This is a genomic window from Kitasatospora sp. NPDC004272 (assembly GCF_053603035.1).
The window spans coordinates 15,958-42,086 of the sequence record NZ_JBSGET010000069.1 but is presented as its reverse complement, the minus strand read 5'-3'; the positions used below and the strand labels follow the sequence as shown (position 1 = coordinate 42,086).

Genomic DNA, 26,129 nt, shown 5'->3' with positions numbered 1-26,129 from the left:
TGTACCGCACCGGTGACGTGGTGCGCCGGCGGCCGGACGGGCTGCTGGACTTCCTGGGCCGGGCCGACGACCAGGTCAAGATCCGCGGCTACCGGGTCGAACCCGGCGAGATCGAGGACGCGCTGAGCACGGATCAGGACGTCGCCCAGGCCGCCGTCGTGGTCCGCGAGGACACCCCGGGCGTCAAGCGCCTGGTCGCCTACCTGGTGCCAAGTGAGGGTACCCTTATCTCGGCCGCTGCGATCCGTCGCACGCTGGCCGCCCGGCTGCCCGAGTACATGGTGCCCTCGGCCTTCGTGGTCCTGGACGCCCTGCCGCTGACCGTCAACGGCAAGCTCGACCGCCCCGCCCTGCCCGCGCCCCGGGCCGAGCACTTCACCACCGGCGCCGAACGGCGCGCCCCGCGCCACCCGAGCGAGCGGGCGGTGCACGAGGCGTTCGCCGAGGTGCTCGGGCTGCCCGAGGTCGGCATCGACGAGAACTTCTTCGACCTCGGCGGCCACTCGCTGCTGGCGATGGAGCTGCTCCAGCGCCTGCGCACCGACTTCGAGGGGGACCTCCGCCTGCCCGACCTGCTCGCCCGGCCCACCGTCTCGGCCCTCGCCGAGTTCCTGGTCGACCGACTGGTCGACGCCGCCCTCGGCGACACCCCGCCCTGCACCGCCTGACCCCGCCCGAACCCGTCCCCGCCCGACCCCGCCCGACCCCCCCAAGAGGAGAACACCCCGATGGCTGCCACCAACCCGTTCGAGGACGACGACGCCCGCTACCTGGTGCTCGTCAACGACGAGAACCAGCACTCGCTGTGGCCCGCCTTCGCCGAGGTCCCGGCCGGCTGGCGCACCGTCCACGGCGAGGACACCCGCGAGGGCGCCACCGCGTACGTCGACGCGCACTGGACCGACCTGCGCCCCGCCAGCCTGATCGCCCGCACCGCCTGACCCCGCCCGCACGAGCGGGGGCGGCCCGCCACCGGGGCCGCCCCCGCGTCCCGCCGCTACCCGACGGATGGCCAACGCCGTGAGCACCCACCAGCCAGCCCCCGCCGCCGAGGCCCCCGCCACCGGAGCCCCCGCCACCGGAGCCCCCGGCCCGGACGCGGCCCCCGCCGAGGTCGGTCCCGACCCCGGCGACGCCGACCCCGGCGACGCCGGTCCCGACCTCGCCGACGAGGACCTCGCCCCCGCCGCCCTCCCCGCCGAGCGCCGCCGCCGCGCCAAGGCCCTGCTGCGCGCCGCGCTGCGCCCGCACCGGGCCACCGTGGCCGCCGCGATGGCCGCCGCCGCGATCCGGCAGCTCGCCCTGCTCGCCGTCCCCTGGTGCGTGCAGAAGGCGCTGGACGACGGGCTGCAGCGGCACGACGGCGGCGCCCTGCTGGGCTGGGCGGCCGCCACCGCGCTGGCCGCCCTGGTCCAGTTCGCCGGGCTGTACGGCTGGCAGTACTGGGCCGGGTACGCGGACGCCAAGGTCGGGGCCGACCTGCGCGGACGGCTGCTGCGCCACCTGGCCGGGCTGGATCGGGCCGCGCTGGCCGCGCGCGGCCACGGCGACCTGGCGATGCGGGCCACCCGGGACACCGACCTGGTGCGCGAGTGGGTGCACGGCCTGGCGATCTGGGTGGTGCTCGGGACGACCTTCCTGACCGTGCTCCCCGCGATCGGCGCCCTCGACCCCGGCCTGCTGCTGGTCACCCTGGCCACCCTGCCGTTCCTGGTCTGGGTCAACCTGCACTACCCGCGCCGCTTCGCCGCCGCCTCCGCCGACCTGGCCGCCGCGCACGGCCGCCGCGCCGACGCCGTCGCCGACCTGCTGCAACTCGGCACCGGCCTGCGCGGCACCGGCGGGCACCGCCCGCTGGTCGACCGGCACCACACCGCCAGCGCCGAGGTCACCGCCCGCACCCTGACCGCCGCCCGGATCGAGGCCGGCTGGGCCGCCGTCGCCCCGCTCGTCCCCCGGCTGGCCGTCGCCGCGGGCGTCGGCCTCGGCGGCCTGGCCGTGCTGGACGGGCGCCTCACCGTCGGCGGGCTGGTCGCCTTCACCTCCTGGATGGCCGTCGTCACCCTGGCCACCCGCGTCCTGGTCGACCGGCTGCTGGAACGCGGCCAGGCCGACGTCGCCGCCGCCCGGATCGACGAGGTGCTGTCCCTCGCCCCGACCGTCGCCGACCCGCCCGACCCCGTCGCGCTGCCGGCGGCGGGCCCGCTGGAGTTCACCGGCGTCCTGGCCCGACGGGACGGCAAGGCCGTCCTCGGACCCGTCGAACTGACCGTCGAGGCAGGCGAGTTCGTCGCCCTGCACGGCGCCACCGGCGCGGGCAAGAGCACCCTGCTGCGGCTCGGCGTCCGCCTCGACGACCCCGACGCGGGCACCGTCCGCTACGGCGGCACCGAACTGCGCGCCGCCCGCCTGGACGAGGTCCGCTCCCGGATCGCGTACGTCGCCCAGCGGCCCGTGCTGCTCTCCGGCACCGTCGCCGACAACCTCCGGCTGGGCCGCGACCTCCCGCAGGCCGCCCTGGAGGACGCCTGCCGCACCGCCGGGCTGCACGAGCAGCTGGCCGCGATGCCCGACGGCTACGCCACCGAACTCGGCGAGGGCGGCACCGCGCTCTCCGGCGGCCAGGTCCAACGCCTGGCGATCGCCCGCGCCCTGCTCGGCGACCCCGCCGTCCTGCTGCTCGACGACGCCACCTCCGCCCTGGACACCACCACCGAGGCCCTCGTCCTGGACCGCCTGCGCGGCTGGGCCGCCGGCCGCCGCACCCTGCTGTTCGCCACCCACCGCGCCGCCGTCCTGGCCGCCGCCGACCGGACGGCCGAACTCCTGCCCCCCGCAGCGCCGTTCGAAGCACCGTCCGCAGGCGAAGCGTCCGCAGGCGAAGCGTCCGTAGGAGGACCGCCCGCAGGCGAAGCGCCCGCGGGAGAAGCGTCCGCACCGTCCGCCCGCCCCGAACACGTGGAGGCCCGCCGTGGCTGAACAGCCGCTCCTGCGCGAGGAGGCCGACGAGCGCGGCGTGCTGCGCCGGGCCCTGCCGCACCTGCGCCCGCACCGGGCCCGGCTCGCGGTCGCGCTCGGCGTGGCGCTGGCCGACTCCGCCGCGCTGGTGGCCGTCGCCCCGCTGGTCGGCCTGGCCACCGACGCGCTGCTGGACGCCGACCGGGGCCGCCTCGCCCTGGCCGTCGTCCTGCTGGCCGGGCTGGCGGCCGCCCAGCTGGTGCTGGCCCGGGTCGGCGAGCTGCTGCTGATCCGCAGCGGCGAGGAGGTGGTGCGCGCCCTGCGCGAGCAGGCCGTGGAGAACCTGGCCACCGCGCCGCTGCGCTTCCTGGAGACCCACCGCGGCGGCGACCTGCTGCGCCGGGCCACCGGCGAGGTGGCCGAACTGGCCGCGTTCGTCCGGCTGCACCTGCGCAACCTGGTCTCGGCGCTGGCGGTCCTCGGCTTCACCCTCGCCGTGCTGGCCGGGTACTCCTGGCCGCTGCTGCTGGTCCAGCTGGTGGTGTTCCTGCCGCCGACGCTGCTGGTCACCCGCTGGTTCCAGCGCGACGCGGCGGCCGCGTTCGGCGGCAAGGCGAGCGCCGAGGCGACCGTCGCGGCGACCTTCACCGAGACGCTGACCGCCCGGGAGGCGCTGCAGACCTCGCGCGGCCTGCCCGGCTGGACCCGGCGCTTCGACGCGGAGAACCGGCACGCGGTGCGCGCCGCCCGGCGCGCCCTGCGGGTGGAGAACCGGATCGACCTGGTCAGCCTGATCGAGGGCCTGGCGCTGGTCGCGCTGCTCGGCGCCGGCGGCTGGCTGGTCACCCGGGACGCGGTGGGCGTCGCCACCGTCGTGGTGTTCGTGGTCGCCAGCCGCAACCTGTTCGACGCCTGCACCGACCTCTCGCAGCTGGTCGGCGAGGTCGCCACCGCCCGCACCGGCCTGGCCCGGCTGCTCGACCTGCTCGCCGCGACCACCGCCGCGGCTCCCGCCGCGGACGTCGACGACCTGCCCGGACGCGGCGAACTGCGCTGCGCGGCCGTCGACTTCGGCTACCGCGCGGACGGCCGGGCGCTGCACGGCGTCACCCTGGCGTTCCCGGCGGGCAGCCGCACCGGCGTGGTCGGCGAGACCGGCTCCGGCAAGACCACCCTGGCCAAGCTGCTGTGCGGCCTGTACGCCCCCGACGCGGGCCGGGTCCTCTTCGCCGGCACCCCGCTGACCGCGCTGCCCGAGCGGCAGCTGCGCCGCCGGATCGTGCTCGTCCCGCAAGAGGTGCGCCTGGTCACCGGCACCGTCGCGGAGAACCTGGCGCTGGTGGGCAGCGCCCCCGGCCGGGCGGCGGTCGAACGGGCGGTGGCCGGGCTCGGCCTGACGGGCTGGCTGGACGCCCTGGGCGGCCTGGACGCCGAGGTCGGGCAGCGCGGCGCGCGGCTGTCGGCGGGGGAGCGGCAGATCCTCGGCGTGGTGCGGGCGGTGCTGGCGGACCCGGCGGTGCTGGTGCTGGACGAGGCCACCGCCGACATCGACCCGGCCACCGCGGCCCGGCTGGAGCACGCCCTGGACGAGCTGCACGCCGACTGCACGCTGATCGTGATCGCGCACCGCCCCGCCACCATCGCCCGGCTGCCCCGGGTGGTGCGGCTGGCCGGCGGGCGGGTGGTCGCTGACGAGGGGTCAGGGACGGGCCGGTCTTTGCGCGAAGAAAAGGTTAGGCTAGCCTAAGCTTCAGTGTCGGTGAGGTGCCGCCCGCCCGGGGTCCGGACGGACGGCACCCCGCCGCCCGTCCCGGCCACCACCGATCGAATGGGCTGACCGATGACCACCACCCCGCCCGCGCCGCCGCGGATGCGGATCGTCCGCCACCCGCTCAAGTACCGCCTGCTGGACGTCAAGCAGGTCCGGCGGATCACCCCCGGCACGGTCAGGGTCACCTTCGCCGGTGACGCCCTGGAGGGCTTCTGCGAACAGGCCCCCACCGACCACGTGAAACTCTGCTTCGCCGCACCCGGCCGCGACCTCCCGACCGAGCCCGTCGTCCAGGACGACACCTGGATGGACGCCCCCGAGGAGCCCATCACCCGCGACTACACGATCCGCCACTACCGGCGCGAGGCCCGCGAACTCGACATCGACATGGTCCTGCACGACGGCGGCATCGGCTCCGACTGGGCGGCCGCCGCCGAACCCGGCATGAGACTCGGCGTGTTCGGGCCGCGCGGCTCCGAGGAGATCGACCTCGTCCACGACTGGTACCTGCTCGGCGCCGACGAGACCGCGCTGCCCGCGCTCGCCCGCTGGCTGGAGAAGCTCCCGGCCGGCGTCCGGGTGCTCGCCTTCGCCGAGGTCGCCGGCCCCGCCGACGAGCAGCACCTGCCCACCGCCGCCGACGCCACCCTCGTCTGGCTGCACCGCGGCGCCGCCGCCCCCGGCACCACCGACCACCTCGAACGCGCCGTCCGCGCCGCCGAACTGCCCCCCGGCATGGGCTTCGCCTGGATCGCCGGCGAGGCGCACACGCTCCGCCCGATCCGCCGCCACCTGCGCACCGAACGCGGCCTGACCCGCGACCAGGTCGACGTCGACGGCTACTGGAAGCGCGGCACCGCCAACCACGACCACCACGAGGACGAGCACACCGCCGCCCGGCCCGGCCACGACCACGGCCACGACCACCACGAGGACGAGCACACCCCGCACTCATGAGCACGCACGCCCAGGCCCGCCCGGCGGCCCCCGCGCCCGTCCGCCGCACCACCGCCACCACCGCCCGCCGCACCGCCTGGCTGTTCGGCGCCCTCGCCCTGCTCGCCGTCCTCGCCGTCCTCTCGCTCGGCGTCGGCGCCCGCTCCATCGCCCCCGGGCAGGTGCTGCACGTCCTGCTGCACCGCGACCCCACCGGCGAGGACTGGATCGCGGTGCACCACTCGCGGATCCCGCGCACCCTGCTCGGCATCACCGTCGGCGCCGCCCTCGGCGTCTCCGGCGCGATGATGCAGGCCCTCACCCGCAACCCGCTCGCCGACCCCGGACTGCTCGGCATCAACGGCGGCGCCGCGGCCGCCGTCGCCGCCGGGACCGCCCTGTTCGACCTGCGGACCTTCCACGCCTTCGTCTGGTTCGCGCTGCTCGGCGCGGCCGCCGCCGCGTTCGTCGTGCAACTCCTCGGCAGCGGACGCGGCCCCGCCACCCCCGCCCGGCTCGCCTTGGCCGGCACCGCCGTCACCGCCGTCCTCACCGCCTTCGTCAACGGCCTGGTCCTGCTCGACCCGCTCACCCTGAACCGCTTCCGCTACTGGCAGATCGGCACCTTCGCGGGCGTCGACGCCGCCGCCGTCGGCCAGGTCCTCCCGTTCCTGCTGGCCGGCGGCGCGCTCGCCCTGCTGCTCGGCCGCCCGCTGAACGCCCTCGCGCTCGGCGACGACACCGGCCGCGCGCTCGGCGCCCACCCCGGCCGCACCCGCGTCCTCAGCCTGCTCGCCATCACCCTGCTCTGCGGGGCCGCCACCGCCGCCGTCGGCCCGATCGCCTTCGTCGGCCTCGCCGTCCCGCACCTCGCCCGCCACCTGTGCGGCCCCGACCAGCGCTGGATCATGCTGCTCTCCGCCGCCCTCGCCCCCGTCCTGCTGCTCGCCTCCGACATCCTCGGCCGGCTGCTGCTGCGCCCCGCCGAACTCCAGGTCGGCGTGGTCACCGCCTTCCTCGGCGCCCCGCTCTTCATCGCGCTGGTGCGCGGCCGGAGGATCGCCCGCCTGTGAACACCGTGAACGCCGTGAACGCCGCCCCCGCCCTCGACGCACCGCCGGCCAGGCTCCCGATCCGCGCCCTGCCGCTGCCCGGCGGCCGCTCGCTGCGCTGGCACCCGCGCGCCGCCCTGGTCACCGGCCTGCTGCTGCTCGCCCTGCTCGGCACCGCCGCCTGGACCCTCACCGCCGGCGACTACCCGCTGCCCGTCCGGGACGTGCTCGACGTCCTCGGCGGCGGCGGACGGCGCGCCGACCGCTACATCGTCATGGAGGTGCGGCTGCCCCGGCTGCTCACCGCCCTGCTGGTCGGCGCGGCGCTCGGCCTCGCCGGGGCGCTCTTCCAGACCCTCGCCCGCAACCCGCTCGGCAGCCCGGACGTCATCGGCTTCACCGTCGGCTCCGCCACCGGCGCGCTCACCGTCATCCTGCTGATCGGCGGCGGCGCGGCCGCCGTCGCCGGCGGCGCGGTGCTCGGCGGACTGCTCACCTCGCTGCTGGTCTACCTGCTGGCCCGGCGCGGCGGCACCCAGGGCTACCGGCTGGTCCTGGTCGGCATCGGCCTCTCCTCGCTGCTGTCCTCGCTGAACGCCTACCTGATCGCCCGGGCCTCGTTCAGCGACGCGCAGAGCGCCGCCGTCTGGCTCACCGGCAGCCTCAACGCCCGCGGCTGGGAGCACTGCACGCCGATGGCCCTGGCCCTGCTGGTGCTGCTCCCCGCCGCGCTGCTGCTCGGCCGCCCGCTGCGGATGCTGGAACTCGGGGACGAGACCGCCGCCGCGCTCGGCGTGCGCACCGAGGCCGTCCAACTGCGGCTGGTGCTGACCGGCGTGGCCCTCACCGCCGCCGCGACCGCCGCCGCCGGCCCCGTCCCCTTCGTCGCCCTGATCGCCCCGCAGGCCGTCCGCCGCCTCACCCGCGCCACCGGCCCCAACCTCCCCGGCTCCGCCCTGCTCGGCGCCCTGCTGCTCGCCCTCTCCGACCTCGCCGCCCAGCGCCTGCTCGCCCCCACCCAGCTGCCGGTCGGCATCCTCACCGGCGTGGTCGGCGGCGGCTACCTGCTCTGGCTGATCACCCGCCAGTGGCGGCGCACCGCCTGACGGGCCGTCAACCGGCCCGGCCCGCGCGGGGAGCGAGTTCGGCGGCCAGGAACGCCACCGCGTCGGCGATCAGGCCCGGCACGTCCGGGTACTCGCCGAAGCAGTGCCCGGCCCCCTCCACCGGCACCAGGACGGAGCGGCCGCCCGCCGCCAGCAGGCGCTCGTGCAGGGCCTCGGACTGGGACAGCGGCACCAGGTCGTCCCGCACGCCGTGCACCAGCAGGAACGGCGGCGCGGCGGACGTCACCCGGTGGACCGGGCTGGCCCCGTCGGCCTCCGCGACGAGCTCGGACGAGCAGCCGCCCAGCAGTTGGGTGACCGGGGAGTCCGGCCCGTGGTGGCCGAGGGCGGCCAGGTCGGTGGGCGGGTACCAGCAGACGGCGGCGGTCACCGCGTCGGTGGTCAGCGCCGCGAGCGCGGCCAGCGTCCCGCCCGCGGACTCGCCCCACACCCCGAGCCGCTCGGCGTCCAGCCCCAACTCCCCGGCGTACTCCCGCAGGTAGCGCAGCGCGGCGGTCACGTCGTCCAGCTGGGCCGGGTACCGGGCCTCGCCGGACAGCCGGTAGTCCACCGTCGCGACCGCGAGGCCCGCCGCCACCAGCGCCTCGAACACCGAGCCGGGCCGCATCGTGTTCGGCAGGTAGCGCCGGTCGCCCTCCCGGAACGCCCCGCCGTGCAGCCACACCACCACCGGGAACGGCCCCTCCCCGGCCGGCACGTGCAGGTCCAGCAGCAGCGGACGGAAACCGGTGCGCAGCGCGTAGCTGACACCGTGCCGGCTCAGCCCGCCGTACGGCGAGGGGACGGGGGCGACCGGAGGCAACGAGAGATCCATGCAGGCCCCGAGCGCCCCCGCCCCGCCGTTCATTCCCACCCGGCCCGGCGTCTCACCGGTCGAACGGCCCGGCCGACCCGCAGGACGGAGGCCGCTCGCGCTGAGCGCCGGTCAGAGCACCGGCGGCCGCCCCAGGCGGGTCATCCGGGCCACGGTGCGCCAGCGCATCGGGCGGCGGGGCGGGCAGGGGGTGCGCAGGCCCTCGGCGAAACCGGCGGTCCAGGCGCGGAGGGCCGCGCGGGGCGGGCGGCGCAGGACGGTGACGGCGGTCCAGGCGGCGAGGTGGAGCGGGACGAGCGGGGCGGGCAGGTGGCGCTTGGCGAGCCAGACCCGGTTGCGGGCGGTGCGGCGGTAGTAGGTGGCGTGCCGGGCCGGGTCGGTGCGGGGGTGCTGGAGCAGCAGGTCGGCCCGGTAGTCGATCCGCCAGCCGGCGTCCAGGGCGCGCCAGGCGAAGTCGGTCTCCTCGTGGGCGTAGAAGAACTCGGCCGGGAACGGGCCCACTTGGTCGATCACGGACATCCGGATGGCGTGGCCCCCGCCGAGGAAGGTGGTGACCGGGCCGGAGCGCATCGGGTCGGCGTTGCCCAGCCGGGGCACGTGGCGGCGCTGGGTGAACCCGGTCTCGTCGGCGATCCGGAACGCCAGCACGCCCAGCCCCGGGTCGGCGGCGAACGCCTCGCGCACCAGCCGGAAGGTGTCGGTGCGCGGCAGCAGCCCGTCGTCGTCGAGCACCACCAGCACGTCCGTGCCGCCGAGTTCGCGCAGCCGCTCGATGCCCGCGTTGCGCCCGCCGGGGATGCCGAGGTTCTCCGGCAGCTCGACCACGTCCACCCAGTCGGGCTGCGGCGGCAGCGCGGCGCCCTGCCCCAGCAGCACCGTCCGCACCCCGTGCTCCGCGCCCTGCTGGGCGGCCACCGAGGCCAGCAGGGCGGCGAGTTCGGCCGGCCGGTCGCCCATGGTCAGCACCACCACGCCGAGTGTCGGTTCCATCCGCCCGTTCCCTTCGCGTGCCCGTCGGTCGGTCACACCGTACCGGTCACCGGCCGCCCCGGCGGGTCACAGCAGGCACCGGTGGACCCGGGAGCCGCGGGCGGGGTCCAGCGCGGCGGCCCAGGACGGCGGGGCGGCCGCGGCCGGGACCTCGGCGAAGCCGTGCCGGGCGAACAGCGCGCCGTCCCCGGTGGTCGCGGTGACCACGGCGGACAGCGCGGCCCGCCGGGCGTGCGCCAGCGCGGCGGCCACCAGCAGGCCGCCCAGCCCGCGGCCCTGCCGCTCGGCCCGCACGCACAGGTTGTGCAGCACGCCGGTCGGCGGGTGCCCGGGCTCGGACGGCAGGACGCGCAGCGCCGCGCAGGCGTCCGGGGCGCCGTCCGGGCCGCGGACCACCAGGAAGGTGTCCGCGGCCCGCCGGTAGTCGGCCGGGGTGCGGGCGCGCAGCGCGCCGGTGCGCAGGAACGGCAGCGACAGTTCGTACAGCGCGCGGGCGTCACGGAAGTCGGTGCGGACGGCGACGGCCGTGGCGAGCGTCATCCGAGGGCGTCCCCGGGCACGGAGAACCGTTCCAGCACCCGGGCGGTCTCCAGGACGACCCCGCACTTCCCGGCCGTCCAGCGCAGCGCCTCGCGGTGCTGCTCGGCGGAGAAGTCGGCGACGGCGTCGGCGACCACGAACGCCTGCAGGTCGCGCTGCCAGGCGTCGGCGGCGGTCATCTGCACCCCGATGTGGGCGTAGACCCCGGCGATCACCAGCTGGTCGCGGCCGAGCGCGGCGAGCTGCTCGGCGAGGTCGGTGCGGACGAAGGCGCTGTACTTCCACTTCAGCACCAGCCGGTCCCCGGGTTCGGGCGCGACGGCGGCGGGCATCGCCTGGGCGTGCTCGTCGGCGGGCAGCCCCGGGCCCCAGAAGTCCAGTTGCAGGCCGCGCTGTTCGGGGCTCTGCCCGCCGCGCTGGTGCGAGTAGAACACCGGCACCCCGGCCGTCCGGGCGGCGGCCAGCAGGCGCCCGGTGTTCGCCAGGACGGGTTCCAGCGGCGGCCCGGCGGGCGGGAACGCGGACAGGAAGTAGTGCTGCAGGTCGTGCACCAGCACGGCGGCCCGGGCCGGGTCGACCTGCCAGGGGACGCGGCGCGGCGGCAGCTCGGCGGACAGCGGCAGCGGGTAGGGGGCGACGGCGGGGAGTGCCACGGACGACGGCCTTTCTGGGGAGGGGGACGGTCGGGGTGGTGGGGGCCGGCGGGTCAGTCCTGGCGGGCGCGCAGGCCCTGCTTGCTGACCTTGCCGATGCCGGTGGACGGGAAGGACTCGACGAACTCCACCAGGTCCGGCACCTTGTACCCGGCCAGCCCGGCGGCCCGGACGAACGACTTCAGCTCGACCGGCCGGGGCCGGTCCGCGCCCGGGCGCAGCACCACGTACGCGCAGGAGCGCTCGCCGAGGAACTCGTCCGGCACCGCGACCACCGACACGTCGTGCACCGCCGGGTGCGCCAGCAGCACGTTCTCCACCTCCTCGGCGGCCACCTTCTCGCCTCCCCGGTTGATCTGGTCCTTGGCCCGTCCCTCCACCACCAGGTGCCCGGTGGCGGTGCGCCGGACGATGTCGCCGGTGCGGTAGAACCCGTCCGGGGTGAACGCGCGGGCGTTGTGCCCGGGTGCCCGCCAGTAGCCGCGGACGGTGTACGGGCCGCGGGTCAGCAGGTGGCCGGGGGTGCCGTCGGGCAGGTCGCGGTCCTGGTCGTCGACCACCCGGACCTCGTCGTCGGGGGAGATCGGACGGCCCTGGGTGGTGAGCACGGTGTGCTCGTCGTCCTCGGGGCGGGTGTAGTTGACCAGGCCCTCGGCCATCCCGAACACCTGCTGGAGCCGGCAGCCGAGCGCCGGTCCGAGCCGCCGGGCGGCCTCCTCGCTCAGCTTGGCCCCGCCGACCTGCAGCAGCTCCAGGCTGGACAGGTCGGGTCCGCCCGCCCCGGCCGCCTCGGCCGCCGCCGCCCAGGCCAGCGCGAGCGGCGGCACCACCCCGGTCAGGGTGACCCGCTCGCGGGCGATCAGGCCCAGCGCGGTGGCCGGGCTCGGGTCGGGGGCCAGCACGACCCGGCCGCCCGCGAAGAACGTGCCGAGCGTGCCCGGGGAGGACAGCGGGAAGTTGTGCGCGGCCGGGAGCGCGCACAGGTACACCGAGTCCCGGGTGAGTTCGCAGATCTCGGCGGACGCCCGGACGCTGTACAGGTAGTCGTCGTGGCAGCGCGGGATCAGCTTCGGCAGGCCGGTCGAGCCGCCGGACAGCTGGAGGAACGCCAGGTCACCGGAGTCGGCCGGCTCCGGGACCAACGCCCCTTCGGGGGCGCGCAGTTCGGCCAGCGAAGCGAACGGCCCCGGCTCCCCGACCACGAACACCTCCGGCGGCTGCGGCACCGCCGCCCGCACCTCGGCCGCCAACTCGCGGTGGTCGAAGCCCTCGTGGCGGCCCGGGACGAACAGCGCCCTCGCCCCGGCGAACTCGCAGAAGTACGAGATCTCGGCCCGCCGGTGCGCGGGCAGCGCCATCACCGGCACCACCCCGGCCCGCAGCGCGCCGAAGAACACCTCGAAGAACTCGGCCACGTTGGGCAGTTGCAGCACCACCCGGTCGCCCCGGCGCAGCCCGCGCGCCGCCATCCCGGCCGCCAACCGGTCGGCCCGGGCGTCCAGTTCGGCGTAACTCCACTGCCGGGCCCGGTCGGTGACCGCGATCCGGTCCGGCGCGGCGGCCGCGTGCCGCCGGATCATCGCGTCCAGCAGCTCGCCGGTCCAGTACCCGGCGGCGCGGTGGCGGGCGGCGGCCTCGGGCGGGTACAGGTTCATCGGGCGTCCTCCGGAGGGCAACTCGGCTGGGCGGAAGGGGAGTCGGCGGGGTGCGGCGGTTCGGTGTCGGTGCCGGTGCCGGTGCCGGTGCCGTGCTGGCGCAGCCCGGTGTCCAGCAGGCGCCCGCTCCAGTGCCGGGTGACGGCGGCCTCCGGGGCCGGGTCCGCCGGGTGCGGGCTCACCGGGCGTCCGCCAGGCCCACCGCGTGCAGGAAGGTGCGGAACTTGGCCGCGGTCTCGGCGAGTTCCAGCTCCGGGTCGGAGGCGGCGACCACGCCCGCGCCCGCGAACAGGCGCAGCAGGTCCCCGTCCGCCTCGGCGCAGCGCAGGGTCACCACCCACTCGCCGTCGCCGGAGGCGTCGCCCCAGCCGACCACCCCGGTGTACAGGCCCCGGTCGAAGGGCTCCAGCTCGCCGATCGCCGCCCGGGCCTGCGCGGTCGGGGTGCCGCAGACCGCCGGGGTCGGGTGCAGGGCGAGGGCCAGCTCCAACGCACTGGTGGCCGGGTCGCGCAGCACGCCGGTGACGGTGGACGACAGGTGCCACATCGCGGCGGTGCGCAGCAGCACCGGCCGTGCGGGGACGGCCAGTTCGGCGCAGAACGGGGACAGTGCGGCCCGGACCGCGTCGACCACGAAGGCGTGCTCGGCGAGGTCCTTCGCGGACTCCAGCAGCGCCTCGGCCCGCCGCCGGTCCTCCACCGGATCGGCGCTGCGGGCGGCCGAGCCCGCCAGCGGGTTGGACACCACCCGGGTGCCGCGCCGCGACACCAGCAGCTCCGGGCTGGCCCCGATCAGCGTCGCCGTGCCGCCCGCGGGCACCGCGAAGGTGTAGCCGTGCGGGTCGCGCCGCACCAGCCGGGCCGCCATCGCCGCCAGGTCGCTCCCGCCGGGCGCGGTCAGCTCCAGGGTGCGGGCCAGCACCACCTTCTCCAGCGGCGAGTCACCGGCCAGCCGGCGCACCGCCTCCGCGACCGCCGCCCGGTAGCCGTCCGGTTCCGGCACCGGCCGGCTGCGCCAGCCCCCGTCCCCCGCCCGGGCGCCGGGTGCCGGGTCCCCGTCCGAGGCCGCCACCGGCCCGGCCCGGCGGACCCGCTCGGGGACGAACAGCCGGGCGGGCGCGCCCGGATCGAACGGGATCGCCCCGACCACCAGCCGCTCCCCGCCGCCCCCGCCGGCTCCGTCGGTCCCCGCGCCGAGCAGCGACCCGACCGCCGCCGGGTCCTCGACCGTCCGGTGCACGCCCTCGGCGAGCAGGGTGCGGGTCGGCGTGGCGAGCAGCGCCCGAGCGGGGCCCGGCCGGTACGCCGCCAGCAACCCGGCGGCGGTGTCGGTCGCGCCGGCGGTGGCCGCGGTGGCCGCGGTGGTGTCGGTCGGGGTCGCGGGCGTTCGAAGCGCGGAAGCGGTGGTCATGCTGCTCCGTTCCGCCGATGCGCGGACGCGCGTCGGCACGGCGAGGCGGGAGAGGGGCGGGAGAGGGGCAGGGGCGAGGCAGGGACGGGGACGGGACGGGGGAGGGCGTGGCGGAGCGGCCCGGGGCGGAAGCGGTCGCCGCCCCGGGCACGGGGGTCGCGGCAGGAGGAGGCGGCGGGCGTCAGGCCCGCAGGGTCGCGCCGCCGTCGACGTACAGGTCGTGCATGGTGATGTGTCGGGCCCGGTCGCCGGCCAGGAAGGCGACCGCCTCGGCGATGTCGGCGGGGTCGGCGATCCGGCCGAGCGGGATGCCGACCCGGTAGCTGGCCGGGTCGCCCTCCAGGACGCGGCGTTCGGCGTCGGGGTCGGTCCACAGCGAGCGCTGCATCGCGGTGTCGGTGGAGCCGGGCGAGACCAGGTTGCAGCGCACCCCGGCGGCGGCGAGTTCCAGGCCCAGGCAGCGCACGTACATGGCGGTGGCGGCCTTGGACGCGGCGTACGCGGCCATGCCGGTGCGCGGGACCCCGGCGGCGTTGGAGCCGACGGTGACGACGGAGCCCCGGCCGCGCGCGGCCATCCGGCGTCCGACCGCGCGGCAGGTGTGGAACACGCCGGTGGTGTTGACCTCGAAGGAGTGCCGCCAGTCGGCGTCCGTCAGTTCCAGCGCGGGCGCCACCCGCAGTACTCCGGCGACGTTCACCAGCACGTCCACCGGCCCGAGTTCGCGTTCGACGCGCTCGACCAGGGCCTCGACGGCCGCGCCGTCGGTGACGTCCAGCTCCCGGACGCCGTCCGCCCCGCCGTCCGGGTCGCCGCGCAGGTCGCAGCCGACCACCCGGGCGCCGCGGGCGGCCAGCAGGGCGGCCACGGCCGCGCCGATGCCCTGGGCCGCCCCGGTGACCAGGGCGATCCGGCCCCCGAAGTCGTCCCCGGCGGTGGCGGCGGGGAGGGCGGGCGCGGGTATGCGGGTGGTGAAGGGCATGGGGGTGCTCCGGGGTGTGCGGACGCGGCGGGCCGGAGGACCCCGACCCACTGAGGTTAGGTTAGCCTAATCTTCCTTCCGGGGGTGCCCCGCGACCACCCGCCCCCACCGCCGTCCTGACCCCCCGTCACCCGCGCCGCACCCGCCACGGCCGGGCCGCGCCCGGCCCCCGCGCCCGCCCGCACCCGGCCCCCGCGCCGCCCCGCATTGCGCCCCGTCCGCCCCGCGAGGACGCTGGACCCCAGCGGGCGGGCGCCCGCCCGCGTGAGCCGAGGAGGCCACCGGTGAGGTTCATCCAGATCATCGAGTACCGGACCGGGCGGATCGACGAGTTCGACGAGCTGCTGGACGAATGGGTCGCCAAGAACGAGGGCCACCGCCTCGCCGTGCGCGCCCTGCAGACCAGGGACCGGGACGGCACCGACACCTACCTGAACATCGTGGAGTTCCCCTCGTACGAGGTGGCGATGGAGAACTCGCAGCGCCCCGAGACCGCCGAGTTCGCGGCCCGGGCCGCCGCGCTCTGCGACGGCCCGCCGACCTTCCGCAACCTGGACGTGATCAGCGACCGCACCCTGTCGGACTGAGCGCCGGACCGAATCCCGGAAAGGGGCTGGTCAAGCGGGCGGCGGCTGCGCAGCATGGGTACCCGCCGGTAGTACCACCCGCTCCCAGGAGGCCCCCTTGTCCCGTGAACCGCTCAGCCACTGCACCGGCCCGACCGGCACGCCGCTGCTCGACGACACCGTCGGCGCCAACCTCGACCGGGCGGTGCGCGCCTTCCCGGAGCGGGAGGCGCTGGTGGAGTGCGCCACCGGTCGGCGCTGGACGTACGCCGAGTTCGCCGCCGACGTGGACGCGGTGGCGCTCGGCCTGCGCGCCCGGGGCGTCGGCAAGGGCGACCGGGTCGGCATCTGGGCGCCGAACCGGGCCGAGTGGACGCTCACCCAGTACGCCACCGCCCGGCTCGGCGCGATCCTGGTGACGATCAACCCGGCGTACCGGGCGCACGAGTTGGAGTACGTGCTCGGCCAGGCGGGGGTGCGGCTGCTGGTGGCCGCCGAGCGGTTCAAGTCCTCCGACTACGCGGCGATGATCGCCGAGGTGCGCCCGCGCTGCCCCGGTCTGGCGGACGTGGTGCTGCTGGACGGCCCGGACTGGCCCGCGCTGCTGGCCGCCGGCCGGGCCGGGGACCGGGCGGAACTCGCCTCCATCGCCGAGGAGTTGAGTGCCGACGACCCGATCAACATCCAGTACACCTCGGGCACCACCGGCTTCCCCAAGGGTGCCACGCTCTCGCACCGCAACATCCTGAACAACGGCTACTTCGTCGGCGAGCTGTGCGGCTACACCGAGCGGGACCGGATCTGCCTGCCGGTGCCGTTCTACCACTGCTTCGGCATGGTGATGGGCAACCTCGCGGCCACCTCGCACGGCGCCTGCACGGTGATCCCGGCCCCGGCCTTCGACGCCGCCGCCACCCTGGCGGCGGTGGCCGCCGAGCGCTGCACCTCGCTGTACGGGGTGCCCACCATGTTCATCGCCGAGCTGGCCGACCCGGGGTTCGACGGGTACGACCTGTCCGGCCTGCGCACCGGCATCATGGCGGGCGCGCCGTGCCCGACCGAGGTGATGAAGGGCGTGATGGAGCGGATGGGCATGGCGGAGGTGTCGATCTGCTACGGGATGACGGAGACCTCCCCGGTCTCCACCCAGACCCGGGTGGACGACTCGGTGGAGCGCCGGGTCTCCACCGTCGGCCGGGTCGGCCCGCACCTGGAGGTCAAGGTGGTCGACCCGGAGACCGGCCGCACCGTGCCGCGCGGCGAGCCCGGCGAACTGTGCACCCGCGGCTACTCGGTGATGCTCGGCTACTGGGGCGAGCCGGAGCGGACCGCCGAGGCGGTCGACCCGGAGGGCTGGATGCACACCGGCGACCTGGCGGTGATGGACCCGGACGGCTACCTGTCGATCACCGGCCGGATCAAGGACATGGTGATCCGCGGCGGCGAGAACGTGTACCCGCGCGAGATCGAGGAGTTCCTGTACGCCCACCCGGACGTGCTCGACGTCCAGGTGATCGGGGTGCCCGACGCCAAGTACGGCGAGGAGCTGATGGCCTGGGTGCGGATGCGCGAGGGCGCGCGGCCGCTCACGGCGGAGGCGGTGCGCGCATTCTGCACCGGCCGGCTCGCCCACTTCAAGATCCCGCGCTACGTGCACGTGGTCGAGGAGTTCCCGATGACCGTCACCGGCAAGGTCCGCAAGGTCGAGATGCGCGAGGTGGCGGCCGCCCTGCTGGCGGGGGAGCGGGACGCCGCGCACTGACGCGCGTCGACCGGTGCTGACAAGCGGGTTCACCGGGGCCGGACCCCGCCGGGGGTCCGGCCCCGGTGCGTTCCGTCCGGCACCGAAGCTGTCACGGGTCTTGACGCCCACTTTTCTCATACGTTAAATCTCGGCGTGAAGTAAGCGGCCGGGATCCGCGACTGACGTGCGGTCAAGCGCGACGCCCCCCGGCCGCCGTCCCCGGATCCCACTAGACGGGTGTGCACCCCCATGAACCGAGCTCCCCGGTCCCGCCGCTACGGCCTCGCGGCGGCCGCCGCCACCGCCCTGGTCGCGGCCCTCGTCGCCCCCACCACCCAGGCCGCCGCGGCCCCCGTGCCGCCCGGCGGCGGCAGCCTCGGCGCGAACGTGATCGTCCTCGACCCGGGCATGCCCAAGGCCGAGATCCAGGACCGCCTGAACGCCCTCGCCCAGGCCCAGGCCGGCAACGAGTTCGGCCCGCAGCGCTACGCGATCCTGTTCGAGCCCGGCAGCTACGGCACCGCGGCCGACCCGCTGGTCTTCCCGGTCGGCTTCTACGAGAGCGTCGCGGGCCTCGGCAAGAACCCCGGCGACGTGGTGATCAACGGCTCCGTCAACGTGTACAACCAGTGCGTCGGCGGCGACCAGTCGCAGTGCTACGCCACCACCAACTTCTGGCGCTCGCTGAGCAACCTGACGGTCAACGTCGCGGGCCAGAGCGGCTGTTACGGCAACACCGACTTCTGGGCGGTCTCCCAGGCCGCACCGCTGCGCCGGGTCCAGATGAACGGCAACGTGACGCTGATGGACTACTGCACCGGCTCGCCCTCCTGGGCCAGCGGCGGCTTCATCGCCGACTCCAAGTTCACCGCCGCCACCGTGGTCAACGGCTCCCAGCAGCAGTTCTTCACCCGCAACAGCAACCTGGACGGCTGGACCAACGGCGTCTGGAACCAGGTGTTCTGCGGCACCGAGGGCGCCCCCGCCCAGTCCTTCTCCACCGACCCGGCGGCCTCCCCGTACACCACCCTGGACACCTGCCCGGTCACCCGCGAAGCCCCCTACCTGTACCTGGACGACCAGGGCCGGTACCGGGTCTTCGTCCCCGCCACCCAGCGCGACTCGCGCGGCACCAGCTGGGAGGACGGCGCCACCCCGGGCCGCTCGGTCTCGCTGGACGACTTCTACGTGGTCCGCCCCGGCGCCGACGTCAAGCAGATCAACGCCGCCCTCAAGGCCGGCCGCAACCTGCTGCTCACCCCGGGCGTGTACGAGCTGCCCGAGGCGATCAAGGTCACCCGCCCCGGCACCCAGGTGATCGGCCTCGGCTTCGCCACCCTCGTCCCGACCAAGGGCAACGCCGCGATCAAGGTCGACGACGTGGACGGCGTCAACGTCTCCGGCCTGATCGTCGACGCCGGCGAGAAGAAGTCGCAGGTGCTGATGCAGGTCGGCAACCGGGGCGCCCACGACGCGCACCGCAACGACCCGATCGCGCTGTCCGACGTGTTCTTCCGGGTCGGCGGCGCGCTGAACGGCGCGGCCGACACTGCGCTGGAGGTCAACAGCGACGACACCCTGATCGACGACGCCTGGATCTGGCGCGCCGACCACGGCACCGGTGGCGGCAGCTGGACCAGCGCCCGCAGCGACACCGGACTGGTCGTCAACGGCGACCGGGTCACCGCCACCGGCCTGGCCGTCGAGCACTTCCAGAAGACCGAGGTCGAGTGGAACGGCGAGCACGGCCAGGTGGTGTTCTTCCAGAACGAGAACCCCTACGACGTGCCGAACCAGGCCGCGTGGATGGCGAGCAAGCAGCAGAAGGGCTACCCGGCGTTCGCGGTCGGCCCGAAGGTGAAGACCTTCGAGTGCTGGGGCATGGGCAGCTACTCCTACTTCAACCAGGGCGTCGACATCCGCAACTCGACGGCCTTCCAGGCGCCCGTCACCCCCGGCGTCAAGTTCCACGACCTGCTGACCGTCTTCCTGAACGGCTCCGGCGGCATCGACTCGGTGATCAACGGCACCGGCCGCGCCGTCGACCCCTCCTTCGGCGGCCCCAGCAACGTCGTCTCCTACCCCGTGACCACCCCCTGACGGCCCGCTGACCGTCCCCCCGGACACGGCCCGCCGCGCACTCCGGCCCGAGCGCGCGGCGGGCCGTACCACCCCGGCCGCAGCCGCAGCCGCAGCCGCAGTCGCCACCACCGGGACGCCGGACGCATCCGGCGAAGGGCCGGGCCGAACGGCGCAATTCTCAGGAAATACTCAGGAATGCCGTCGTTCGGCCCAATACCCCGATCCAATACCTGACGGATGGTCAGGTGGTAATGCCGCCCCAACAGGGCGTTTGACCATCCGTCAGAGGAGCTCCCCCCTTGTCCCGTCCCCGCCCCACTCGGCGTACCCTGACCGCCACCGCCGCCTTCGTCGCCGCCGCGAGCGCACTGGCCGTCCCCGCCGCCCACTCCACCGACAGCCACCCCACCGCCCCGCACAACCGGGTCACCGCCGCGACCACCATCACCGAGAACCGGCTGCCCTTCACCACCCGCTTCGAGGGCGACTTCCACGGCGGCATCACCCACATCGGCAACACCCTGATGACCTGCGACGAGACCCAGCCCCCGGTCGACCCGGCGCAGGCCCCCTGCGCGCAGGCCCGCAACGGCGACGGGCCCCGCCCGATCAACAACAACTTCCAGATGAAGTACATCAACATCGACGGCCCCGGCCACATCGGCCCGCTCGGCGACCCGATCTACTCCTCCAGCTCCGCCGACCTGCAGATCCCCGAGGGCGCCACCGTCAAGTTCGCCCGCCTCTACTGGGGCGGCACCCGCGGCATCGGCGACACCGTGCTGCCCGAGAGCCAGATCGACGAGATCTACTTCAAGTTCGCCGGCGACGCCCAGTACACCAACATCGCCAACCAGCAGCCCTCCATCGGCTACATCACCACCGACGAGGAGAGCAGCTACCAGGCCTCCGCCGACATCACCGAGCAGGTCCGCAACCACGGCTCCGGCACCTACGAGGCCGCCGACATGGACTCCGTCGTCAAGCCGCACAGCTGGGGCGGCTGGACCGTCGTCGTCGCCTACGAGCGCGACTGCGAACCGCTGCGCCACCTGCACGTCTGGGACGGCTTCCAGCCCGAGCTCCCCAACAGCCCCGCCCTCACCGGCATGCTGAGCGGCATCAAGACCCCCGCCACCGGCCCCGTCACCGGCCACCTCGGCTGGGTCGTCTACGACGGCGACCACAAGTGGACCGGCGACACCATGGACATGAAGTCCACCAACGGCCCGCTCACCCGCTTCAGCGACGCCCTGCACCCCGCCGACGACGCCTTCACCTCCAACCTCGACAACGCCGACCCGGCCCAGCGCTTCAACCGCAACCCCGCCTACCCCAACACCTTCGGCTACGACGCCAACCGCTGGGACATCTCCCCGTACCTGCGCAACGGCGACACCGACATCAGCGTCACCGTCAACACCCAGGGCGACGGCTACAACCTCGGCGTCTTCTACGGGGACGTCGACATCGACCCGGCCACCCTGCGCGGCGTGAAGGCCCAGCCGCGCTCCTCCTGGAGCGGCCAGCAGTAACCGCTCCACTCCCGTCCGGCCCGCCGCAGCCCCCGACCCGCGGCGGGCCGGACGCGTTCCCGGCCCGGGCCCCGGGCCGAGCGAGGACTCGGCCGTTCGGGGGAGGCGGGGGTTCGCGGCCGGGGGCGGGGGAACCGATGGCGGGTGGACGTGCTCGCTGTGGTGTTCGCCGTGTTCGGGGCCGCCTCCAACGCGGCCGGGACCGCCTTCCAGCGGAAGGCGGCGGCCCGGGTCGACCGGGGCGGGGGACTGCGGTTCCTCCTGGTGCTGGCCCGCGACCCGGCCTGGGTCGCGGGCATCGCCGGGGTGGCCGGGGCCGCGCTGTTCCAGGCGCTCGCGCTCGCGTTCGGGCCGCTCGCCCTGGTGCAGCCGGTGTTCGTGCTGGAACTGCCGTTCGCCCTGCTGTTCGCCGCGCCGCTGCTGCACCGCCGGATGCCCGCCGCCGGCTGGGCCGGCGTCGCGGCGGTGGTCGGCGGCCTGGCCCTGTTCCTCGGCTGCGCCGCCCCGTCCGGCGCCGAGGACCAGGCGCCGATGAGCCGCTGGACGCCCGTCCTGATCGGCTGCCTCGGCGTGATGGCGCTGTGCGTCGCCGCCGCCCGCGGCCGCCGCCGCGGACCGGTGTTCCGGGCCGGGGCGCTCGGCACCGCCGCCGCGGTCGGCAACGCGCTCACCGCCGCCCTGCTGAAGTCCGCCACCGGCACGTTCTCCGACCACGGCCCGTCCGGGTTCCTCACCGCCTGGCAGACGTACGGCTTCGCGCTCACCGGCATCGCCGCCGTCCTGCTGCTGGAGAACGCCCTCCAGGCCGGCCCGCTGGTCGCCTCCCAGCCCGCGCTGACCATCGGCGACGCCGCCGTCAGCCTGCTGCTCGGCGTGGTGCTCTTCGACGAGACGGTCCGCACCGGCTGGCTGCTGATCCCCGAGGCGCTCGCCGTCGCCCTGGTGGTCGGCGGCGTCGTCACCCTGGTCCGGGCCGTCCCGAACATCCGCGAGACCGCGCACTGACGGAACCGCCCCGCCGGTCCGGGCGTCCGTCCTTCACGACGGCGGCCGGGTGATCATGGCCGCCGGTCGGGGTTCTGACGTTCTGACGGTCGGGGAGGAGCGCCGTGGCGGACGGTACGCCGGAGGAGACGGTGGAGGGCGGGTCGGCCCCGGACGGGCGGCGGTGGTGGCGCACCGCCGGGCCGGTCGGCTGCGGGGTGCTGCTGGCGGGCCCGGCCGTGCTCACCGCGGTGCGGCTGTTCGGGTGGGACGACGGCACGCGCTGGGCCCTGCCGATGTCCTTCCTGCCGTACGCGGCGCTGCTCACCGCCCTGCTGCTGCCCGTGGTCGCGCTGCTGCGCGCGAAGTGGCTGACCGGGGTCGCGGCCGCGCTGGTGCTGCTGCAGCTGTGGTGGCTGGTGCCCCGGTTCCTGCCGGACGGCGCGGACGTCCCGGCCGGCGCGCCCCGGCTGCGGGTGGCCACCAGCAACAACTTCATGGGCCAGGTCTCGCCCCGGGCCCTGGTCGACCTGGTGCGCGAACAGCGGATCGACGTGCTCGCCGTCGAGGAGCAGAGCGACTCCGCCGCCGCGGCACTGGACGCGGCCGGCATCCGCGCGCTGCTCCCGCACCGCGAACGCCCGGCCGGCAGCGACAGCGCGCTCTACACCCGGCTGCCCGTCAGCTCCGCCGCCGACCCGGCCTGGCCGTACGCCAACCTGACCGTCGAACTCGGCGGCCACCCGGTGCACCTGGTCGCCGTGCACACCTACTACCCGCTGGGCGACGTCCGCCGCTGGGCCGAAGGACTGCACGCGCTGACCGCCGCCGCACCCGGGCGCACCCGCGACGCCGTCCTGCTGGGTGACTTCAACGCCACCCTCGACCACAAGCCGATGCGCGACCTGCTCGGCACCGGGCTGACCGACACCCACGAGGAACTCGGCGCGGGCCTCTTCCCGACCTGGCCGGAGAACCACCCGGACTACCACGGCGTCCCGCCGCTGATCCAGATCGACCACGTCCTGCACGGCTCCGCGCTGACCGCCGTCGACGTCTCCGAGCACGCCCTGCCGCGCAGCGACCACCGCGCCGTCGTCGCCGAACTCGCCGTCACCCCGTAGCGGAGGAGGGCCGGGGACGGCCCCACACCGCCCCCGGCCCCTCCGTCCCCGCTCCCGGCCGGACCCCCACGGCCGCCGGGAGGCGGGCCCGCTACCCGGCGGTCGCGGGCGTGATCAGCCCGTAGTGCCCGTCGTAGCGGTGGTACAGGACGTTGCCGCGCCCGGTCGCGGCATCGGTGAAGAAGACGAACGGCAGGCCGGTCAGGTCCAGCCGCTCCCGGGCCAGCTCCGGCGACAGCACCGGCACGCCCAGCCGACTGGCCACCAGCCCCGGCACGCCCAGCCGACTGGCCACCAGCCCCGGCACCGGGAGCGGCGGCGCGCCGGCCGAGGCCAGCCGGTAGCCGCCCGCCGTGCCCCGGTACACCACGCTCTCCCGGCCGCTGGCCGCGTCCGTGAACAGGTGGAAGTCGTAGTCCATCGCCTCCAGTTCGTGCACCGCCGCGAGCGGCGTGCAGCGCGCCAGCCCGTAGCTCTTGTGCCGCACCACCCGGCGCTCCTCCGGCGGGCGCACCCGCCGCTCCGGCCGGTGCTCGGCGCCGCCGCCGACCGGGCGGCCCAGCGGCTCGCGCAGGTGCTGCGGGTGCCGGCGCAGCCGGGCCAGCCGGGAGACCAGCCGGTCCTGCAACAGGTCGACGGCCTCGCGCGCGGTCGCCGCCGCGACGTGCGCCCGCACCGGCCGGCCGTTCAGGTCGACCACCACCTGTGCCAGCGACGGCCGCGCCACCGCCCGGTTGGCCTCCTGCACCAGCCGCACCCGCACCGCGAGCACCGGCTCCGCCAGCCGCTCCAGCACGGCCCCGACCTTCTCCCGGGCGTACTGCGGCGCACCCGCCGACACCGCGCCCCGGGTCTCCACCAGCACCTCGGCCCTGGGACGGGTCTGCAGACTGTTCATCAGATCTCCTCTTCCCGACGTCCCGATGCCCCCACTCTGCTCCGGGCCGGCGGGCGGGCCGAGGGCCGAACGGTCCCGTCCGGTGGGTCAGTCGTCCCCCCGCTGCCGTTCGTGCTCCCGCTCGTCCCCCTGCTGCCGTTCGTGCTCCCGCTCGTCCCCGTGCTCCCGCGCGTGCTCCCGCTCCTCGCGGCGCTCCTTGCGGCGGCCGCGGACGTGGTGCACCAGCAGGGCCACCAGCACCAGGCAGGCCACCGCCACGGCCACCGACTTGCCGACGGTGCCCTCGACCTTCGAGTAGGCCGCGCCCGCGAAGTAGCCGAGCAGCACGCAGCCCACGCCCCACAGCAGGCCGCCGAGCGCGTTGAACAGCAGGAACCGGCGGTAGGGCATCCTCGACACGCCCGCCAGGGCGGGCATCAGGGCCCGGAAGAAGGCCACGAACCGGCCCAGCAGGACGGCCACCGGGCCCCGGCGGCGCATCAACTCCTGCGCCCGGCCGATCCGTTCCGCGTGCCGGCGCATCGACCTGGTCTCCAGCACCCGCGGGCCCAGCCGCAGCCCCACCTCGTAGCCGACCGTGTCGCCCAGCACCGCCGCGCCCACCACCGCCACCAGCATCCAGCCCAGCGAGACGCTCCCCTGGTGGGCCAGCACGCCGCCGAGCACCGCCGCCGTCTCGCCCGGCAGCACGAACCCGAAGAACAGCGCGTCCTCGGCGAACACCAGCCCCGCCACCACCGCGTACACCACGGGCCCGGACAGCCCGCCCAGCCAGTCGGTCACCGCGCCCACCGGACCACCTCGCTCCCGTCCGTCCGTCCCACCGTCCCACCGTAACGCCGGGGCCCGGACCCGACCGGCCTGCGAACGGCCCGGGGCGGGCAGACTGGGGGCGTGACAGCCACTCCACTCGCCAAGGGCGCGAACCTGCCGATCGACGCCCCCGCCGTCCGGGCCCGCCTCGGCCGGTCCGCCGCGCCGGGCGCGCCCGGGCCGGACGTCGCCGTGCTGCTGCTCGGCGCGGAGGGCGGCCCGCGACTGCTCCGCGGCGCGGAACGGGCCCCCGGCGTGGCGCTCGGGCCGGACGGGATCGACGTCGACCTGGCCGCGCTGCCGCCCGGCGTCCAGCGGGTGCTGCTGCTGGCCGTCACCGAAGGGCGCGGCCTCGGCGCCGTCCCCGGCCTGTCGCTGCGGCTCGACGACGCCCGGACCGGGGCCGCGCTGGCCCGCTTCGACCCCGCTGCGGGGGCGGAGAGCGCGCTGGTCTGCGGCGAGCTCTACCTGCGCCAGGGCCGCTGGAAGTTCCGCGCCGTCGGCCAGGGCTGGACGGACGGGCTGGCCGGCCTCGCCGTCGCGCACGGATTCACCCTCCGGGAGCCCGAGCCGCCCGTGCCGGTGCCGCCCGTACCGCCCGAGCCGCCCGTGCCGGTGCCGCCCGTACCGCCCGAGCCGCCCGTGCCGGTGCCGCCCGTACCGCCCGCGCCGCCCGTACTAGCGCCGGAGCCCGTCGAGGCGGTGGAGCACGAGCAGGAGCGGGCGCTGCCCGTCGAGATGCGCAAGCGGCTCAGCCTGCGCAAGCAGCAGGTCGCCGTCAGCCTGCGCAAGCACGGCGCCCAGCGGCTCACCGCCCGGGTGGTCCTGGTGCTGGACGCGTCCGGCTCGATGACCGCCCTCTACCGCCGGGGCGTGGTCGCCGACGTGGTCGAACGGATGGCCGCCGTCGCCGCCCAGCTCGACGAGGACCGCACCATGCAGGCGTGGACCTTCGCCACCTGGCCCGCCCGGCTGCCCGACCTGCGGCTGGCCGACCTCCCCGAGTGGCTGCGCCTGCACGTCCGGGTCGGCGAGGCGTCGCTGTTCGGCCGCCGCAAGGTCCGCCCGCCGCTGCCGGACGGCCGGGTGGACATGCGGGCGATCGGCATCCAGAACGACGAACCGAAGGTGATCGCCCAGGTCCGGGCCCACGTGCGGGAGAACCCGACGCCCGAACCGACCCTGGTGCTGTTCTTCTCCGACGGCGGCGTCCACCGCAACAGCGAGATCGAGCGCGAGCTGCGGGCCGCCGTCGAGGAACCGCTGTTCTGGCAGTTCGTCGGCCTCGGCCGCGGCGACTACGGCGTCCTCGAACGCTTCGACACCCTCCCCGGCCGCCGGGTCGACAACGTCGGCTTCTTCGCGGTCGACGACATCAGCACCCTCCCGGACCCGGAGCTCTACGACCGCCTGCTCTCCGAGTTCCCGCAGTGGGTGGCGGCCGCCCGGCGGGCGGGGATCCTGCGCTGAGGCGGGCGCGGCGCGCCGCGGCGG

The 26,129-nt window shown here is 75.9% G+C and carries 24 protein-coding genes; 14 read left to right on the top strand and 10 right to left on the bottom strand.

From position 1 onward, the window contains the following. The 7 genes from ACWEO5_RS21750 to ACWEO5_RS21720 all read left to right on the top strand — a co-directional run. Positions 1–668: phosphopantetheine-binding protein (locus ACWEO5_RS21750; protein WP_452163941.1), on the top strand; the 668-nt coding region annotated here is incomplete at its 5' end. Positions 669–728: 60 nt separating this feature from the next. Then, on the top strand, positions 729–941 hold the full coding sequence (locus ACWEO5_RS21745; RefSeq protein WP_344557559.1) for an MbtH family protein: 213 nt from the start codon (positions 729–731) through the stop codon (positions 939–941). Between the two features lie 79 nt (positions 942–1,020). After that, entirely contained in the window at positions 1,021–2,979 is a 1,959-nt protein-coding gene (locus ACWEO5_RS21740) for an ABC transporter ATP-binding protein (RefSeq protein ID WP_452163940.1), read from the top strand. Beyond that, on the top strand, positions 2,972–4,705 hold the full coding sequence (locus ACWEO5_RS21735; protein ID WP_452163939.1) for an ABC transporter ATP-binding protein: 1,734 nt from the start codon (positions 2,972–2,974) through the stop codon (positions 4,703–4,705). The genes ACWEO5_RS21740 and ACWEO5_RS21735 overlap by 8 nt, the downstream gene beginning before the upstream one ends. Before the next feature lie 93 nt (positions 4,706–4,798). Beyond that, positions 4,799–5,686 carry a siderophore-interacting protein gene (locus ACWEO5_RS21730; RefSeq protein WP_452163938.1) on the top strand — a complete coding sequence of 296 codons (888 nt, stop codon included), beginning with the start codon at positions 4,799–4,801 and terminating at the stop codon, positions 5,684–5,686. Next, on the top strand, positions 5,683–6,738 hold the full coding sequence (locus ACWEO5_RS21725; protein WP_452163937.1) for a FecCD family ABC transporter permease: 1,056 nt from the start codon (positions 5,683–5,685) through the stop codon (positions 6,736–6,738). Before ACWEO5_RS21730 ends, ACWEO5_RS21725 begins: the two co-directional genes overlap by 4 nt. A gap of 5 nt (positions 6,739–6,743) precedes the next feature. Then, on the top strand, positions 6,744–7,823 hold the full coding sequence (locus tag ACWEO5_RS21720; RefSeq protein ID WP_452163942.1) for a FecCD family ABC transporter permease: 1,080 nt from the start codon (positions 6,744–6,746) through the stop codon (positions 7,821–7,823). Positions 7,824–7,830: 7 nt separating this feature from the next. Here ACWEO5_RS21720 and ACWEO5_RS21715 read toward each other — a convergent pair whose 3' ends face one another. The 8 genes from ACWEO5_RS21715 to dhbA all read right to left on the bottom strand — a co-directional run bounded on the left by ACWEO5_RS21715 (position 7,831) and on the right by dhbA (position 14,889). Then, the gene (locus ACWEO5_RS21715) at positions 7,831–8,646 is read right to left on the bottom strand and encodes an alpha/beta hydrolase fold domain-containing protein (protein ID WP_452163936.1); all 816 of its coding nucleotides are present in this window, start codon (positions 8,644–8,646) and stop codon (positions 7,831–7,833) included. Between the two features lie 123 nt (positions 8,647–8,769). Then, positions 8,770–9,648 (bottom strand): glycosyltransferase family 2 protein, encoded by an 879-nt coding sequence (locus ACWEO5_RS21710; protein ID WP_452163935.1) that lies wholly within the window; start codon positions 9,646–9,648, stop codon positions 8,770–8,772. Between the two features lie 66 nt (positions 9,649–9,714). After that, positions 9,715–10,188, bottom strand: a complete 474-nt coding sequence (locus ACWEO5_RS21705; protein WP_452163934.1) for a GNAT family N-acetyltransferase — start codon at positions 10,186–10,188, stop codon at positions 9,715–9,717. Then, positions 10,185–10,841, bottom strand: a complete 657-nt coding sequence (locus tag ACWEO5_RS21700) for an isochorismatase family protein (RefSeq protein WP_452163933.1) — start codon at positions 10,839–10,841, stop codon at positions 10,185–10,187. Before ACWEO5_RS21700 ends, ACWEO5_RS21705 begins: the two co-directional genes overlap by 4 nt. A gap of 53 nt (positions 10,842–10,894) precedes the next feature. Continuing rightward, entirely contained in the window at positions 10,895–12,496 is a 1,602-nt protein-coding gene (locus ACWEO5_RS21695) for a (2,3-dihydroxybenzoyl)adenylate synthase (protein ID WP_452163932.1), read from the bottom strand. Then, positions 12,493–12,678 (bottom strand): hypothetical protein, encoded by a 186-nt coding sequence (locus ACWEO5_RS21690; protein WP_452163931.1) that lies wholly within the window; start codon positions 12,676–12,678, stop codon positions 12,493–12,495. Before ACWEO5_RS21690 ends, ACWEO5_RS21695 begins: the two co-directional genes overlap by 4 nt. After that, positions 12,675–13,907 carry an isochorismate synthase gene (locus ACWEO5_RS21685; protein WP_452163930.1) on the bottom strand — a complete coding sequence of 411 codons (1,233 nt, stop codon included), beginning with the start codon at positions 13,905–13,907 and terminating at the stop codon, positions 12,675–12,677. The genes ACWEO5_RS21690 and ACWEO5_RS21685 overlap by 4 nt, the downstream gene beginning before the upstream one ends. A 181-nt stretch (positions 13,908–14,088) precedes the next feature. Further along, the gene (gene dhbA, locus ACWEO5_RS21680) at positions 14,089–14,889 is read right to left on the bottom strand and encodes a 2,3-dihydro-2,3-dihydroxybenzoate dehydrogenase (protein WP_344557576.1); all 801 of its coding nucleotides are present in this window, start codon (positions 14,887–14,889) and stop codon (positions 14,089–14,091) included. Positions 14,890–15,173: 284 nt separating this feature from the next. Between dhbA and ACWEO5_RS21675 the strand changes: the two genes are divergently transcribed. The 6 genes from ACWEO5_RS21675 to ACWEO5_RS21650 all read left to right on the top strand — a co-directional run bounded on the left by ACWEO5_RS21675 (position 15,174) and on the right by ACWEO5_RS21650 (position 22,924). Next, positions 15,174–15,476 (top strand): hypothetical protein, encoded by a 303-nt coding sequence (locus ACWEO5_RS21675; protein WP_452163929.1) that lies wholly within the window; start codon positions 15,174–15,176, stop codon positions 15,474–15,476. A gap of 97 nt (positions 15,477–15,573) precedes the next feature. Next, on the top strand, positions 15,574–17,217 hold the full coding sequence (locus tag ACWEO5_RS21670; protein ID WP_452163928.1) for an AMP-binding protein: 1,644 nt from the start codon (positions 15,574–15,576) through the stop codon (positions 17,215–17,217). A 231-nt stretch (positions 17,218–17,448) separates the two neighbouring features. Further along, positions 17,449–19,299 (top strand): hypothetical protein, encoded by a 1,851-nt coding sequence (locus ACWEO5_RS21665; protein ID WP_452163927.1) that lies wholly within the window; start codon positions 17,449–17,451, stop codon positions 19,297–19,299. Positions 19,300–19,580: 281 nt separating this feature from the next. Continuing rightward, positions 19,581–20,816: a hypothetical protein gene (locus ACWEO5_RS21660; protein ID WP_452163926.1), complete on the top strand. Its 1,236-nt coding sequence runs from the start codon at positions 19,581–19,583 to the stop codon at positions 20,814–20,816. Positions 20,817–20,960: 144 nt separating this feature from the next. After that, a complete protein-coding gene (locus tag ACWEO5_RS21655) occupies positions 20,961–21,821 on the top strand; it encodes a DMT family transporter (RefSeq protein ID WP_452163925.1) in 861 nt (286 codons plus the stop codon). A gap of 104 nt (positions 21,822–21,925) precedes the next feature. Beyond that, entirely contained in the window at positions 21,926–22,924 is a 999-nt protein-coding gene (locus tag ACWEO5_RS21650) for an endonuclease/exonuclease/phosphatase family protein (RefSeq protein ID WP_452163924.1), read from the top strand. Between the two features lie 91 nt (positions 22,925–23,015). On the opposite strand, the gene ACWEO5_RS21645 is transcribed toward ACWEO5_RS21650, so the two are convergent. Together ACWEO5_RS21645 and ACWEO5_RS21640 are read right to left on the bottom strand one after the other, a co-directional pair. Further along, complete coding sequence (locus tag ACWEO5_RS21645) at positions 23,016–23,822, bottom strand: ribosome hibernation promotion factor (RefSeq protein ID WP_452163923.1); 807 nt, start codon at positions 23,820–23,822, stop codon at positions 23,016–23,018. Between the two features lie 87 nt (positions 23,823–23,909). Further along, positions 23,910–24,614, bottom strand: a complete 705-nt coding sequence (locus ACWEO5_RS21640; protein WP_452163922.1) for a DedA family protein — start codon at positions 24,612–24,614, stop codon at positions 23,910–23,912. A gap of 102 nt (positions 24,615–24,716) precedes the next feature. Between ACWEO5_RS21640 and ACWEO5_RS21635 the strand changes: the two genes are divergently transcribed. Next, a complete protein-coding gene (locus ACWEO5_RS21635) occupies positions 24,717–26,105 on the top strand; it encodes a vWA domain-containing protein (RefSeq protein WP_452163921.1) in 1,389 nt (462 codons plus the stop codon). The last annotated feature ends 24 nt before the right edge of the window (positions 26,106–26,129 follow it).